The organism is Methylophilus sp. 5 (assembly GCF_000515275.1).
Taxonomy (GTDB): Bacteria; Pseudomonadota; Gammaproteobacteria; order Burkholderiales; family Methylophilaceae; genus Methylophilus.
This window is the reverse complement of record NZ_KI911560.1, coordinates 441566-454891: the sequence shown is the minus strand read 5'-3', so window position 1 is coordinate 454891 and position 13326 is coordinate 441566. Positions and strand designations below refer to the sequence as shown.

General features: G+C 52.6%; 10 protein-coding genes. 9 read left to right on the top strand and 1 reads right to left on the bottom strand.

Going from position 1 to position 13326, the window contains the following annotated elements; all coding sequences use genetic code 11:
• Positions 1-67: 67 nt before the first annotated feature.
• Complete coding sequence (locus tag METH5_RS0101985) at positions 68-1150, bottom strand: alpha/beta hydrolase (protein ID WP_232410904.1); 1083 nt, start codon at positions 1148-1150, stop codon at positions 68-70.
• Positions 1151-1437: 287 nt separating this feature from the next.
• On the opposite strand from METH5_RS0101985, the gene METH5_RS0101980 reads away from it, so the two are divergent.
• The 9 genes from METH5_RS0101980 (at position 1438) to METH5_RS0101940 (ending at position 13323) form a co-directional block, all read left to right on the top strand.
• Positions 1438-4521, top strand: coding sequence for an ExeM/NucH family extracellular endonuclease (locus METH5_RS0101980; RefSeq protein WP_029146927.1), 3084 nt, complete (start codon positions 1438-1440; stop codon positions 4519-4521).
• 84 nt (positions 4522-4605) lie between these two features.
• Positions 4606-5373, top strand: coding sequence for a PEP-CTERM sorting domain-containing protein (locus METH5_RS0101975; RefSeq protein ID WP_029146926.1), 768 nt, complete (start codon positions 4606-4608; stop codon positions 5371-5373).
• Between the two features lie 65 nt (positions 5374-5438).
• Positions 5439-7736, top strand: a complete 2298-nt coding sequence (locus tag METH5_RS0101970; RefSeq protein ID WP_029146925.1) for a 5'-nucleotidase C-terminal domain-containing protein — start codon at positions 5439-5441, stop codon at positions 7734-7736.
• Positions 7737-7770: 34 nt separating this feature from the next.
• Entirely contained in the window at positions 7771-8271 is a 501-nt protein-coding gene (locus METH5_RS0101965) for a PEP-CTERM sorting domain-containing protein (protein ID WP_232410903.1), read from the top strand.
• Between the two features lie 162 nt (positions 8272-8433).
• Entirely contained in the window at positions 8434-10110 is a 1677-nt protein-coding gene (locus tag METH5_RS0101960) for a DUF2341 domain-containing protein (RefSeq protein ID WP_029146923.1), read from the top strand.
• Between the two features lie 10 nt (positions 10111-10120).
• On the top strand, positions 10121-10531 hold the full coding sequence (locus tag METH5_RS0101955) for a biopolymer transporter ExbD (protein ID WP_029146922.1): 411 nt from the start codon (positions 10121-10123) through the stop codon (positions 10529-10531).
• Positions 10532-10534: 3 nt separating this feature from the next.
• Positions 10535-10939, top strand: a complete 405-nt coding sequence (locus tag METH5_RS0101950) for a biopolymer transporter ExbD (RefSeq protein ID WP_029146921.1) — start codon at positions 10535-10537, stop codon at positions 10937-10939.
• Between the two features lie 2 nt (positions 10940-10941).
• Positions 10942-11643, top strand: a complete 702-nt coding sequence (locus METH5_RS0101945) for a TonB C-terminal domain-containing protein (RefSeq protein ID WP_029146920.1) — start codon at positions 10942-10944, stop codon at positions 11641-11643.
• Between the two features lie 3 nt (positions 11644-11646).
• Positions 11647-13323 (top strand): putative porin, encoded by a 1677-nt coding sequence (locus tag METH5_RS0101940; protein ID WP_232410902.1) that lies wholly within the window; start codon positions 11647-11649, stop codon positions 13321-13323.
• Positions 13324-13326 lie beyond the last annotated feature (3 nt).

Genomic DNA, 13326 nt, shown 5'->3' with positions numbered 1-13326 from the left:
ACAATAACAACAGTTCATCATTTCCTCTTAACGCCCACCTCTGGTGGGCGTTTTTATTGCTGCCAGATTAATGTCTGGCTTTGAAAGCATCGAAAGCCTTGCGCAGTTCAGCAATCGCAAACACTTGTGCTTCCCTGGCTTTGGCGACTACATCAGCCATGCCAAAAAACTCATGTACCACGCCATCAAAATGGCGATAAGCCACTGGTACGCCATCGTTTTGCAGCCGTTCGGCAAAGGCTCTGCCTTCTTCATATAAAGGGTCGATTTCTGCCGTGATGATAGTCGCAGGAGGTAACTCTTTCAGTGACTGTGCTTTATCGGGTAGCGCATAGGCGCTTTCGGCCTCAGCAGGTTGGCTGTAGTGTCCAAAAAACCAGTACATCATGGCGGCATTCAGTGGTTTGGCATGGGCATTATTTTCATAGGATGCATTCTGCGTGTCGTTATTGACTAACGGATAAATCAGCAGTTGATGTAAAGGCAAGGGTACATCCTTGTCTCGCGCCATGAGTGAGGTCACTACGGCAAGATTGCCCCCTGCGCTTTCCCCGGCCACGGCAATGCGCTGGCGGTCACCATTTAACTCTCCAGCATGTTGACGCAACCATTGGTAGGCTGCAAACGCCTCATTAGGCTGGGTCGGAAATGGGTGCTCAGGTGCCAGATGGTAGTCGACTGACACCACAATCGCCCGCGCGCCTTGTGCCAGGGCAATGATGGATGCCTCATAGACTTTACTGTCGGCAAGGACAAACCCACCACCGTGAAAATACAGGATAACTGGAAAAGGCCCTTCGCCTACTGGCGTATACACATGTGCAGGCATGCTGCCTAGCGGGCCACCCGGGATGCTGATTTCGTGGCTGGACACTTGAGCGGTTGCCGGGAACCGGCCTTGTTGCTGTAGCACGCGCTTGACGGCATCTGCTGGTGTTGGCTGCTGGCGGGCTTCAGTGGGTGACAAGGTTTCAATTGGCTTGCCACCCAGCGCGGTCAATGCATCAAGTACTAATTGCATGTCCGGGTCTGCCTGCGGTGGTTCAGGCAGCGGAGGCATTATTTCAGCCAAAGGGGCGGCGCCCTCAATGCTGGGTACCATGGCCACGACTTTGTCGAGTAAAGATTCATGTGGATGTGTGTTCGCCATTTTGCGTCCTTTCTTGGTCTCAAGCTTGTAAAAATAAAACTTTAGACCAGCTTGTGGGGCATGGCTGTCCGGTATGGGAGCAATCTGATGTAGGACAAGCCATCCGGCACAATGTTGGTGCATGTGACTAGTGAACTGCTCTGGTCATTGACCAAAAACTGTACCAATTGTGGCTGGTTTTCTAGTCCGACCTGCCTAGTGCATTGGTATGAAACTTAATATTGACGGCAATCTAAATTGCTAAAGTGTTCAGGCTTTTATCGAGTTAAAAAACTTCGGAGTCCTGAATGCAATTAAAAAAAATCCATTGGGCACTGGCCTGGCTAGGCCTGTCTTCCCTAAGTCTTCCTGTCTATGCCGAGGTGGTCATTAGCCAGATTTATGGCGGCCAGGGCAGTGTTTATAACCAGGACTTTGTTGAGTTATTCAATGCCGGTGCAGCCGCGGTGAATATCAATGGCTGGTCGGTGCAATATGGCAGTGCGACTGGCAACGGTAACTTTTCTGCTAACGGTGTGACCACGCTATCAGGCGTGTTGCAACCTGGCCAATATTACCTGGTGGGTTTGCGCAGTGCCGCCAATGGCCTCGTCTTACCAACCCCTGACGTGGGCAATAACGCCACCGACATGAGCGGCACCAATGGCAAAGTGGTGCTGGTCAATAACAGCACTGGCCTGGCCTGTAATGGCGGCTCTGTGGTGTGTAGCCCGGCCCAGTTAGCACAGATTGTGGACCTGGTCGGCTATGGCACAGCGAATTTTTTTGAAGGCGCGGTGGCACCAGCTATTAACAGCAGCACAGCATTATTACGTAAAAACAATGGTTGCCAAGATACCAACCAGAACGGCAGTGATTTTGCGACCGGTGCCCCTGCACCACGCAACAGCGGTAGCGCTGTCAACGTGTGTGGTGGCGGTACGGGCACTAATCAGCCGATAGTCACCTCTTGCCCGGCAGTCACATTGCAAGTGGGCGAAGTTGGTTCAGTGTTATTGCAAGCGTCTGACGCCGACAGCATCGTCAATGCGGCCACGCTGTCTGCCTCTGCGCCAGCCGGGGTCAGTTTGAGCAACTTTGTGGCTGCCGGTAGCGATGGCCAATCTGCCAGCACCAGCCTGCAACTCGATGGCAGCTTGCCCGCAGGTAACTATGCGGTAGATGTGCAGTTTGCCAACAATGAAGCGCAAACCGCCACTTGCAGTGTGAATGTCACGGTACAAAGCAGCAGCATTACCCGTATTTTTCAGATTCAGGGCAGTGAGTTGGGTGTGAGTTCTGTCAGCCCGCTCAATGGTCAAACGGTGACCACCGAAGGCGTAGTCACCGCCGTGTTCCCTGGCTTGAATGGTTTTTACATGCAAGATGTCAGCGGCGATGGTAATCCACTGACTTCTGACGGTATTTTTGTCTATCTGGGCACTGGCGTGACACCAATGGTGAGTAAGGGCCAAAAAGTCCGCATGACTGCCAGCGTAACTGAATTCAACACCATTACCGAGCTGATCAATATCAGCGGCTTGCAAGTACTCAGCAGCAACAATGTCATTCTGCCCACAGACATCACGCTGCCAGAAGTCACAGAAGGTGATTTAGAAGCCTACGAAGGCATGCTTGTGCGCATCACCACGCCAATGACCGCTTCACAGAATTACTTTCAGGGTCGTTATGGCCAGGTGACGCTGTCTGCCGATGGCCGCATGATCAAGCCAACCAATCTGTATGCTGCAAACTCTAGCCCGGCGGCGCAACTGGCCGATGAAAATGCCCGTCGCCGTCTGGTGTTGGATGATGGCAGCAGCGTACAAAACCCTAATCCTATCCCGTTTATTGGTGAGGATGACACCTTGCGCGCTGGTGATGTGGTGGAAAACCTGACCGGTGTGATTGACCATGGCTTGATTACCGCCTCTAACCCAGGGCCACGTGACTACAAATTGCATCCGACTGAGCCGGTGACTTTCAGCCGCGAAAATGTGCGTACTTCAGCGCCAGGCAGCGTGGGCGGTAACTATAAAGTGGCCAGCTTTAATGTGCTCAACTATTTCACCACGTTTACCAATGGCGCTACCGCCAGTGGTCAAACCAGCCAGGGTTGCCGTTTAGGTAGCAGCACTTCAGCTTCGAATTGCCGCGGTGCCAACAATCTGGTGGAGTTCAACCGTCAGCGTAACAAGATCATCCGTGCGCTAACTGCGATTAACGCGGATATCGTTGGCCTGATGGAAATCCAGAACAACGGCACAGTGGCGGCACAAAACCTGGTCGATGGCCTGAATGCGGTATCGGGTGCTAATACCTACAAAGTGATTGCGGACCCAGCCAGTGGCACCGGTACCGATGCGATCAAGGTGGCCATGATCTATAAACCAGCCAAATTGACACCCACAGCGGCGGCCTTGTCAGATACCAATAGCATCAATAACCGTCCGACGCTGGCACAAACCTTTGAGGCGGCTAATGGTGAGCGCTTCTCTGTGCTGGTGAATCACCTGAAGTCTAAGAGCTGCTCTGATGCAGCAGGTGGCGATGCTGACCAGGGTGACGGGCAAGGCTGTTACAACCCGCAGCGTCTGGCACAAGCCAACCAGTTGGTGCAATTCATCCAGACCGTTAAAAACCAGGCCAATGATCCAGATGTGATGGTGATTGGTGACTTGAACGCCTACGGCAAGGAAGACCCGGTGCTGGTGTTGGAGAACGCCGGTTTGCAAGACCAGATTGCACGCTTTAATGGTCAGGCCGGTTACTCCTATGTGTTTGATGGTGAGTCAGGTTACCTGGACCACGCACTGGCAAATGCTGACCTGGCGGCGCAAGTCACTGGCACCGTGCACTGGCATATCAATGCAGACGAACCGTTTGTCATTGACTACAACACCGAGTTCAAGCCACAAGACCTTTACACCGACAGCCCTTACCGTTCTTCTGACCATGACCCAGTGATCGTCGGCTTGCAACTGGTGAAGTCTGTGCAAGGCAGTGGTCAGCGTGACACCTTAATCGGCACACCTGGGGATGACGTGCTGACCGGTGGCTTGGGTGCAGACACCATTACTGGTGGTGCAGGCCGTGACACCTTTGTCTACCAAAGCATGCGTGATGCGACTGACACCATCACTGACTTTACGCCGGGCGAAGATCAACTGGACATCGCTGAGCTGCTGCAAAGCATAGGCTACAGCGGTAGCCAGCCGTTTGCCGATGGCGTTGCCCGTTGGGTGAGTGTGGCCGGTGGCGTGCAGTTGCAAATCGACACCGACGGCACAGCGGGTACGGCGACCGCCAAATCGCTGGTGACCTTAAAAGGATTAGCCATGAATCAACTGGATGCACACAGACCAGAAATGCAAGGTTTGGTGCGCTGGTAATTCAATATAAGTAGTTAAGCAGTATCAATCAAACCATAACCAATCAACAACTTGTTTTTAAATATCCAGTGAGAGGGTAGTTTTATGAAAAAAATCAGTTTAATCGCAGCGTTGCTGCTGTCCAGCCAAGCCAACGCGGCGCTGAATGCCGGTGACATCATGTTCACGGCTTTTAATGCCGACGAAGATGGGTTGTCCTTTGTGACCTTTGTTGACATCGCCGCCAATACCACCATTTACTTTAGCGATAACGAGTGGACCGGCAGCGCCTTCAATACTGGCGAAAGCTATAACCAGTGGGTATCCGCTGATGTGGTTGCCGCAGGTACTGTGGTGCGTTTCTCTGCTTATGATAAAACCACGCTGTCAGCTTCTGCAGGCGTGTTGTCCCGTGTGAGTGTGTCTGGCAGCAGCAACTGGGGCATCTCTAACAGCAACGAAACTGTATACGCCTACCTTGGTTCTGGTGCAACAGCACCAACCACGTTCCTGTCTGCCATCACTAACGGCAAATTTGTGAATGATGGTTCTTTGGCCAACACAGGGTTGACAGCCGGTGTCAATGCCATTGAATTAACCGCCAAAGCCGGTGCTTCCAGCGAGCCCGACTATGCCGAATATAACGGTGTGCGTGATGGCCTGAACAATTTTGCCGATTACAAAGCGCAAGTGGCAAACGTGAACAACTGGAACGTAGACACTGTAAATAACAGTGTTTCTACCGCGTTGGTGCCTAACACCACTGCGTTTACCGTGGCTGCAGTGACCCCTGTGCCAGAAGCGGACAGCGTAGGCATGTTGCTGGCTGGTTTGGGTGTGTTGGCGCTGGTACGTCGTCGCCAAGCACGTTAATCAGACACGTTAATACTTGAATGAATGCGTGCCGTGATGCGTCACGGCACGGCATGGAGAAAACAATGTTTAAACTGAAACAATTAACCGCTTGCGTGGCACTGGCATTAACCGCCAGCGCCGCCTGGGCTGAGGGTGTGACGGTGTTGCACGTGGGCGACCAGGAAAGCTGGTTGTTGTCTGCACAAGGCAACCTGCGCGATAACGCTGGTCAGGCGATTTCTTACTATGGCGGCATAGACCGCCTGGCGTCTGTGATTAAAAATGCCGAAACAACAGCCGTTGGCCAAGGCCGCACCGTGCTGAAATTAAACGCTGGTGATGCCTTTTTGCCTGGCCCGCGCTTTACCGCCAGCCTGAATAACCTGTCGAATAGCTACAGCGATGGCGGCCAGGACTTTTACGATGCAATCGCTTTGCGCCAGATTGGCTTTGACGCCATGGTGTTTGGTAACCACGAGTTTGACCTGGGCCCGCAAGTGGCTGCCCGTTTTGCCAAAGTCTCTGGCAGCACCTATCTTTCCAGCAACCTCAACTTCAATGCGACCGCTGAATTCAGCGCCTTAAAGGCTAGCGGTAAAGTGGCGCCTTCTAAAGTCATTACAACCACTGCCGGTCATAAAATTGGCCTGGTGGGTGCAACCACCCCTTTGTTGCCTAATATCTCCTCACCTGGTGCGGTGAATGTGATTGGCTACGACGCTGGCAATACCGAGGCACAAAACCTGCAAGCCCTGATTCCGCTGATTCAGGCAGAGGTGAACCGTCTACGCAGTGAGCAAGGCGTGACCACGGTGATTTTGATGAGCCATTTGCAAAATGCGGCCAATGAAATCAGCGTGGTGGTGCCGGCCTTGACTGGCGTTGACCTGGTGCTGTCCGGTGGTGGCCATGAGTTAATGGTCGACCCAGATGATGCCTTGATCAACGGTGGTGTCGCCGCGACTTACACCTCTCACCCAGTGAATGCCACGGATGCGCATGGCCGCACCGTGCCAGTCCTCACCAGCCACTTTGGTAACCGTTACGTCGGCCAGGTGAATTTCACCATAGACGACGCACACGGCACGTTTGTGGCGATTGAATCGAGCAAAATGATGCGCGTGAGCGGTGCTGCTGCGGATGCAGACCGCGTGGGTGGTGACGCCACAATTCAGGCGCAAGTGGTTGCCCCCGTGCTTAACTATATCTCTGCCTTAAATGCGCAAATCATCGGCACCACCGCAGTGAAATTAAATGGCCCGACCCATACTACGTGTGCCGCATTACCTTGTACCTTTGTGGCCGGTGTGCGTAACGCTGAAACCGGCCTGGGCAACCTGGTGGCTGACGCGATGCGTTTTGCTGGCAAAACCGAGGTCGCAATCCAGAACGGTGGCGGTATCCGTACCAACATTGCGACAGTGGGTAATGTCTCTATCGGTGACACCTTCAATGTGCTGCCATTTACCAACCTGGTCAAACGCGCACCAGAAGTGAATGCGACGCAGCTGAAAGACCTGCTGGAACACGGTTATGGCGACACCAGCCCGACCGGTCGCGCCAATGGCCGTTATCCGCAAATCTCCGGCATGCAAGTGGTGTATGACAGCCGCAATACCGCCAGAACGACCCAAGGCACAGGTAACCGTATTCAACGCGTGGTGCTGGATGACGGCACCGTGCTGATTGATCACGGCGTGGTGGTGAACAATAGCCGCACCTTCTCTTTCACCACGATCGACTTTACTGCCGCAGGCGGTGATGGCTTCCCATTCGTGCCCAATGCAGTTGTGTTTGAAGACAGCCCATTCACCATTACCTACCAAGAGGCATTGGCTAATTATATTCAGTCACCTAAAGCCGAAGGCGGTTTGGGTCGCTTGAATAATGCCGATGGCGACGAAATCACCGGCAATTTGTACGGTCTGGAAAACCAGTACGACAACGGTGGTCGTTTGATCGATCTGGCCATTGCCGCGACCACGCCTGGCGTGACGCGTAACGGCACTGCCAGCCGCGATGTGCTGGTGGGCACAGCAGGTGATGACGTGATGAATGGTGGCCTGGGTGTGGATACGCTGACCGGTGGTGCTGGTAATGATGTGTTTGTTTACAGCAGCATGCGCGATGCCGGTGACACCATCACTGACTTCACGCCTTATGCCGACAAATTACAGCTGACGGCCTTGCTGTCTTCACTCGGTATTTCTGCCAACACGGTATTAACAGGCGGCTATTTGAGCCTGGTTGATGTGACTGGTGGCGTACAGGTAATGGTTGATACTGACGGTGCCGCAGGCCCGGCAGCCGCCAAATCATTAGTGACTCTCAAAGGCTTGACCGCAAAACAAGTGTCACCAGCCAGAGATTTCATACTTTAATGTTTACTAAAGGAATTTTGCAATGAACACATTCATGAAAAAAATCACGCTGGCAGCCTTATTGGCAGTGGTCATGCCAGCCCAGGCAGCGATTCAATCCCTGCAGTTTGCAGGCCAGGTCGAGTCCGGTTATTACAACGGGACCAGCTACCAGGGCCAGTTTAGCTTTGACGATGCCGGTTTGCTGGCATCAGGCACTGAGCTGATCAACCTGAGCAGCTTGAACTTTAACTTTGGTGGCAGCCTGTTTAACCTGGCCACCCCAGCTTTGGCTGATGCGACTGCTGTGTTTCAAGATGGCGTGTTTACTGGCCTGGAATGGTCTGTAGACTCAAGCAGCCCAGCCATCGGTTTTAGCCTGATTGCCGGTTATGCCGATAACTCAGATGCTTTCTTTGCTTACGACACCGCGTTGGGACTGTCTGGCACCGGTAGTCTGGCCTATGCCGCTAATGTGCCAGAGCCGACACAATCCGGCCTGATTCTGGCTGGATTGGGTCTGATTGGCCTGATCGCTGCCCGTCGTCAAGCATAGTGACATCAGCGTTTATCGCCCAATGACAAGCCCGGTTCGCCGGGCTTTTTTGGTCTCTGCCAGCAATGTTTCAACACATGATAGTCCGACTAGTCCGATCTTAATTTGTCTGCAACATTCGCTCTATAGACTTGCTGCTCGAATTAACTCGTCAGCGAAGCTATGAAGAAAACACTTGGTTTATTGGTTGGATTATTAGGGCTCAGCCTGTCTACGACAGTCATGGCAGCATGGAATGCCGATTGGGCGACACAACAAAAAATTTCGATAGAAACCGCCAATATTAAAGAGGCAGTGAATCAGGCGCCTGTATTAATCCGTTTGCATTCTGGCAACTTTGATTTTACCGGTGCCAATGTAGACGGCGCTGACCTGCGTTTTATCGCCGCAGATGACAAGACAGAACTCAAGTTCTCACTTGAAAAATATGATGCTGTCAACGAGCTGGCCGTGGCCTGGGTTGTGCTGCCGCAAGTGTCTGCCGCTAATAAAGAGTTGGCGATCAGCTTGTATACCGGTAACGAAGGTGCCAAATCGGTCAGTGATGGTCAAGCCCTGAATGATTCGGCTTTACTGGCCCGCTTTGCGTTTGCCGATAACGCGTTGCTCAAAGACAGTGGTCCTGCCCAATTGACCGCAAGAGGCAATGCAGTGGTGCAAAAAGCGGGTTTGATTGCCGAAAGTGCCACTTTAAGCAACAGCCCGTTAACGATTGCCTTGCCAGCTGAACCAGTCTTGGCCAATGGCATGACCTGGTCTGTCTGGCTGAAGCCGGCCAATTTGCCACAAACTGCTGAGATTTTCAAAAGTGGTAACGTGAAGTTAACCCTAGAAGGCAGCGCCCTGGCGCTACATGCTGGTGCTGCCAGCACCCAAGCTGGTGAGTTGAAGGCTGGCCAGTGGCAGCATCTTGCCGTGGTATTCCAGGCGGGTCAGGCTATTGTGTATGTCAATGGTCAAGTGGCTGGGCAAGTGGAAGCGAGCGATGCGCAGGCGAACGCGGAATTCACTTTAGGGCAAAACTTGAATGCAGAAGTAGATGAGTTGCAACTGGCTTCCACGGCACGTAGTCCCGCCTGGCTGACTCTGGTGGCTAAATCTCAAGGCGCAGATGCCAGCATGGTCAAAGTCATCGCCGCCGATGGTGAAGAAGAGGGCGAGGGCGGTGAAGCTAACTACATGGGCATTTTGATCGACAGCCTGACGATGGACGCCAAGGTAGTGATTGGCATTCTGGCGGTGATGTTTTTTATCAGCGTATGGGTGATGTTTAGCAAAGCGCGTCTGGTGGTGTTGACGGATAAAGGCAACGCCTTGTTTCTAAAACGCTTTCAGCAAGCCTCTGCACAGGACTTATTAGACCTGGACAAGAGCGGGGCTTATGCAAACTCCAACCTGTTCGGTTTATACAAAGCTGGTTTACGTGAAATCAAAAAACGTGAGCATGACGGCAAGGTGCAGTTGAGCGGTGCCTCGATTGATGCGATTAAAGCGGCCGTGGATGCTGACCAGGTACGTGAAACGCAACGCCTGAACAGCCTGATGGTATTGCTGACCATTGCGATTTCTGGGGGGCCTTTCCTTGGCCTGCTAGGCACGGTGGTCGGCGTGATGATTACCTTTGCGGCGATTGCGGCGGCAGGTGACGTTAACGTGAACGCGATTGCGCCTGGTATTGCGGCGGCTTTGTTAGCGACGGTTGCAGGTTTGGGCGTGGCGATTCCGGCCTTGTTTGGCTACAACTACCTGGCTAGCCGCGTCAAAAACATCACCATCGCCATGCAGATTTTTGTCGATGAATTCATTACCCGTACCGCCGAATTGTACGGTAAGGAATAAGGCTTAAGCGATGTCAGAAGGCGTCAAAGAAGAGAACCAGCTATACGATGAAATCAATATTACGCCCATGCTGGACCTGGCGTACGTATTGCTGGTGATTTTTATCATCATGACCACCGCGTCAGTGCAAGGCGTCAAAGTCGATATGCCGCATACCGTGAACTCTGCCGCGCTGGCCAAACCGCAAATGCGGGCCATCACCGTCACCAGTGATGGCAGTGTTTACCTGGATGCGTTTCCGGTCGACATGGCACAGCTGGAGCAACGCTTGGCCGCTTACAAAAGCAGCAACCCCGAGGTGCCGGTGGTGCTTAAAGGCGATGCCGCTGCGCATTATGAAAAGGTGTCCGAAGTGCTGGAAATCTGTAAACGGCTGGACATCACCGAAGTCGGCCTGGTGACGAAGAAAGTGGTGGAGTAAGCCATGCAGGTTCAAAACGACGCCCAACCTTACGACACCATCAACATCACGCCCATGCTCGATCTGGCCTATGTGCTGCTGGTGATATTTATTTTGATGACGACCGCGGGTGTACAAGGCCTGACCATGAATTTACCCAAGCCGTCTAACAAACCCAGCACCGAAAAACACGACATCAAAATCGTGCAGGTGCAGCAGGGCGGCACGCTCACCATTAATGGTGTGGGCGTGAGCCTGGCCGAGCTGGAAGCACAGCTTAACCAGGCCAAGGTCATGGACCCGAAGTTCAACGTCATGATCAAAGGCCAGCCACAGGCGCCATATGCTGGCGTCATCGGCGTGATTGACCTGGTCAACCGTCTGCAAATTGAAAATGTCGGTTTAGTGACCGGCAAGATAGGGACATAAGCATGGCATTGCATGACATGGATGCCATGGCAGAAGAAACACCGGTGTCTGCCACACGCTTATGGACGACACGCATTGCCATTGCGTTACTGGTGCTCGCCGTGTTGGCAGGCATTGGCTATGGCATTAAAAAAATGTTTTCAGGCGGTGCGACGCATAAAAAGCAAATCACCACAGTGAAGTTATTGCCAGATACACCACCCCCGCCGCCACCCCCGCCGCCAAAAGAGCAGCCTAAGGAAACGCCCAAAGAGCAGCCTAAGGAAATTAAGGCCCCTGAGCCAAAACCAGCAGAAACACCCCCGGCCGAAAATCTGAAAATGGAAGGCGCGGCCGGGGATGGCCCTAGCCCGTTTCAGGCCGGGGCAGTAAACAATGAGTACAAAGGCGGTGCGGTGGCAACGATAGGCTCAGATGGCGGCGTCAAGTTTCGTTGGTATGCGGGGCTAGTGAAGTCACAGATTGAGCGCGCGATTGAGCGCGATAAAAAGCTGACTCAGGGGCAATACAAGATCGTGGTCAGCGTTTGGTTAAAACCCAACGGGCAATTTGAACGGCTGTCTGTTGAGCAGTCAGATACGACGCCCGAAATTGAGCAAGGCATACGGGAAGCCTTGAATGATTTACCGGCGATGCAGGAAGCACCGCCTGAAAGTATGCCTATGCCTATCCGGTTGCGGATTACGGCAAAGAAAATGGGCTAATTCATGAATACACATATCAATGTGACAAACCATAACACTGTGAGTGAGGATATGCAGACTCTCAAACCATCATTAAAGAAAATGACACTGGCTATCTGGCTGTTGTCGCCCTTACTGGCCGCGGGGAATCTGCAGGCCGGAGAGCGCGAATCGCTGGAGCAATTGCGGGCCACGACGACCAACCTGATCGAACTGCTGGTACAAGAAGGCGTGTTGTCCAAGCAAAAGGCCGATGCCTTATTGCAACAGGCCAAGGCTGACGCCACCAAGTTAGAGGCGACCAGTGCCGAGGCTAAGCAAGCCGATTTGCAAGACAATGTGAAGTCTGAAGTGAATAAAGCACTGGATGAAAAAACCGTGCGCGTGCAATATATTCCACAGCATGTGAAGCAGGCCATGCGCGAGGAAATTGAGCATGATGTGATGGAGAAGCTCAACTATAAAGCAGGCGAGCGCCTTGGCGTCCCTGAGTGGATTGACCGCATCAGCTTTCACGGTGATATCCGTTTGCGTGGCCAGGCCGATGAGTTCCCTGGCGATAATGCCGACTTCCAGGCGTTGAGCGACGACCCTACGCGCGCCATGAACCTGAATAACTCCAGTGAAGAGCGCCGCCGCTCCAGGATACGTGCGCGTTTGGCTGCTGATGTGCGTATTAACGATTGGTTGACGGGTGGCTTGCAGTTTGTCACCGGGCAGCAAAATACGCCTGTGACACCGAATCAGACTGAAGGCATTGCACAGGGCAAATACCTGTTTACGCTCGATCGCGCCTTCTTGCAGGCAAAACTAACCGATTGGGCAACCGTCACTGGCGGCCGTTTTGGCAACCCGTTTATGTTTACCGATATGTTGTGGGATCCTGACTTGGCGTTTGATGGTTTTGCAGCCACGTTTACACCAAAAATCAATGAACGTTGGTCTTCATTTACCACGGTGGGCGCATTCCCGATTGAAGAAGTCGAGTCTTCTTCAATCAACAAGGCAAAAGATAAATGGCTGTATTCGGCGCAAACCGGCATTAAGTGGACCGCGGATAACAAATCCTCTGCAAAGATTGCAGTGGCCTATCACGATTTCACCAATGTTGAGGGTAGACCGAACCCTGTGACCGGGGAAAACTATTACGATGCGACTGCACCGATTTGGCGTCAGCGTGGTAACAATACCTTTAATATCAACGAGTCTAATGGGGGCACCTCTATCATCGGCCTGGCTTCCAAGTTTGAGCTGGTTAACCTGATGGCGCAAGTGGATTTAATGAACTTTGACCCGGTACATGTCACGCTGACTGGTGACTATGTGCGCAATATTGGCTTTGACCAACAGGAAATTCTCAAGCGGACTGGTAATCTCTATAAAAAAGAGAATGAAGGCTATAACTTCAGGGTTGATGTGGGCAATAACAGTTTTATGGGGCCGTACGTGCAAAACGTGATGCCACATGAGTGGCAAGTGTCAGTCGGCTATAAACGCCTGGAGGCAGATGCGGTCATGGATGGCTTTACTGATTCCAACTTTAGGTTGGGCGGCACCAATGCCAAAGGTTGGTATGTGTATGGTAACTATGCCATTGATAAAAATGCCTGGATCAGCGGCCGTTACATGAGTGCAGATTCGATTAGTGGCTTGCCTTTCTCGGTCGACGTGCTGCTATTAGATTTGAATGCTAGGTTCTAGGAG

Excerpts from the sequence above, each read along its gene's own strand:
- METH5_RS0101985 (WP_232410904.1), bottom strand. The coding sequence starts at position 1,150 with ATGGCGAACACACATCCACATGAATCTTTACTCGACAAAGTCGTGGCC.
- METH5_RS0101980 (WP_029146927.1), top strand. The coding sequence starts at position 1,438 with ATGCAATTAAAAAAAATCCATTGGGCACTGGCCTGGCTAGGCCTGTCT.
- METH5_RS0101975 (WP_029146926.1), top strand. The coding sequence starts at position 4,606 with ATGAAAAAAATCAGTTTAATCGCAGCGTTGCTGCTGTCCAGCCAAGCC.
- METH5_RS0101970 (WP_029146925.1), top strand. The coding sequence starts at position 5,439 with ATGTTTAAACTGAAACAATTAACCGCTTGCGTGGCACTGGCATTAACC.
- METH5_RS0101965 (WP_232410903.1), top strand. The coding sequence starts at position 7,771 with ATGAAAAAAATCACGCTGGCAGCCTTATTGGCAGTGGTCATGCCAGCC.
- METH5_RS0101960 (WP_029146923.1), top strand. The coding sequence starts at position 8,434 with ATGAAGAAAACACTTGGTTTATTGGTTGGATTATTAGGGCTCAGCCTG.
- METH5_RS0101955 (WP_029146922.1), top strand. The coding sequence starts at position 10,121 with ATGTCAGAAGGCGTCAAAGAAGAGAACCAGCTATACGATGAAATCAAT.
- METH5_RS0101950 (WP_029146921.1), top strand. The coding sequence starts at position 10,535 with ATGCAGGTTCAAAACGACGCCCAACCTTACGACACCATCAACATCACG.
- METH5_RS0101945 (WP_029146920.1), top strand. The coding sequence starts at position 10,942 with ATGGCATTGCATGACATGGATGCCATGGCAGAAGAAACACCGGTGTCT.
- METH5_RS0101940 (WP_232410902.1), top strand. The coding sequence starts at position 11,647 with ATGAATACACATATCAATGTGACAAACCATAACACTGTGAGTGAGGAT.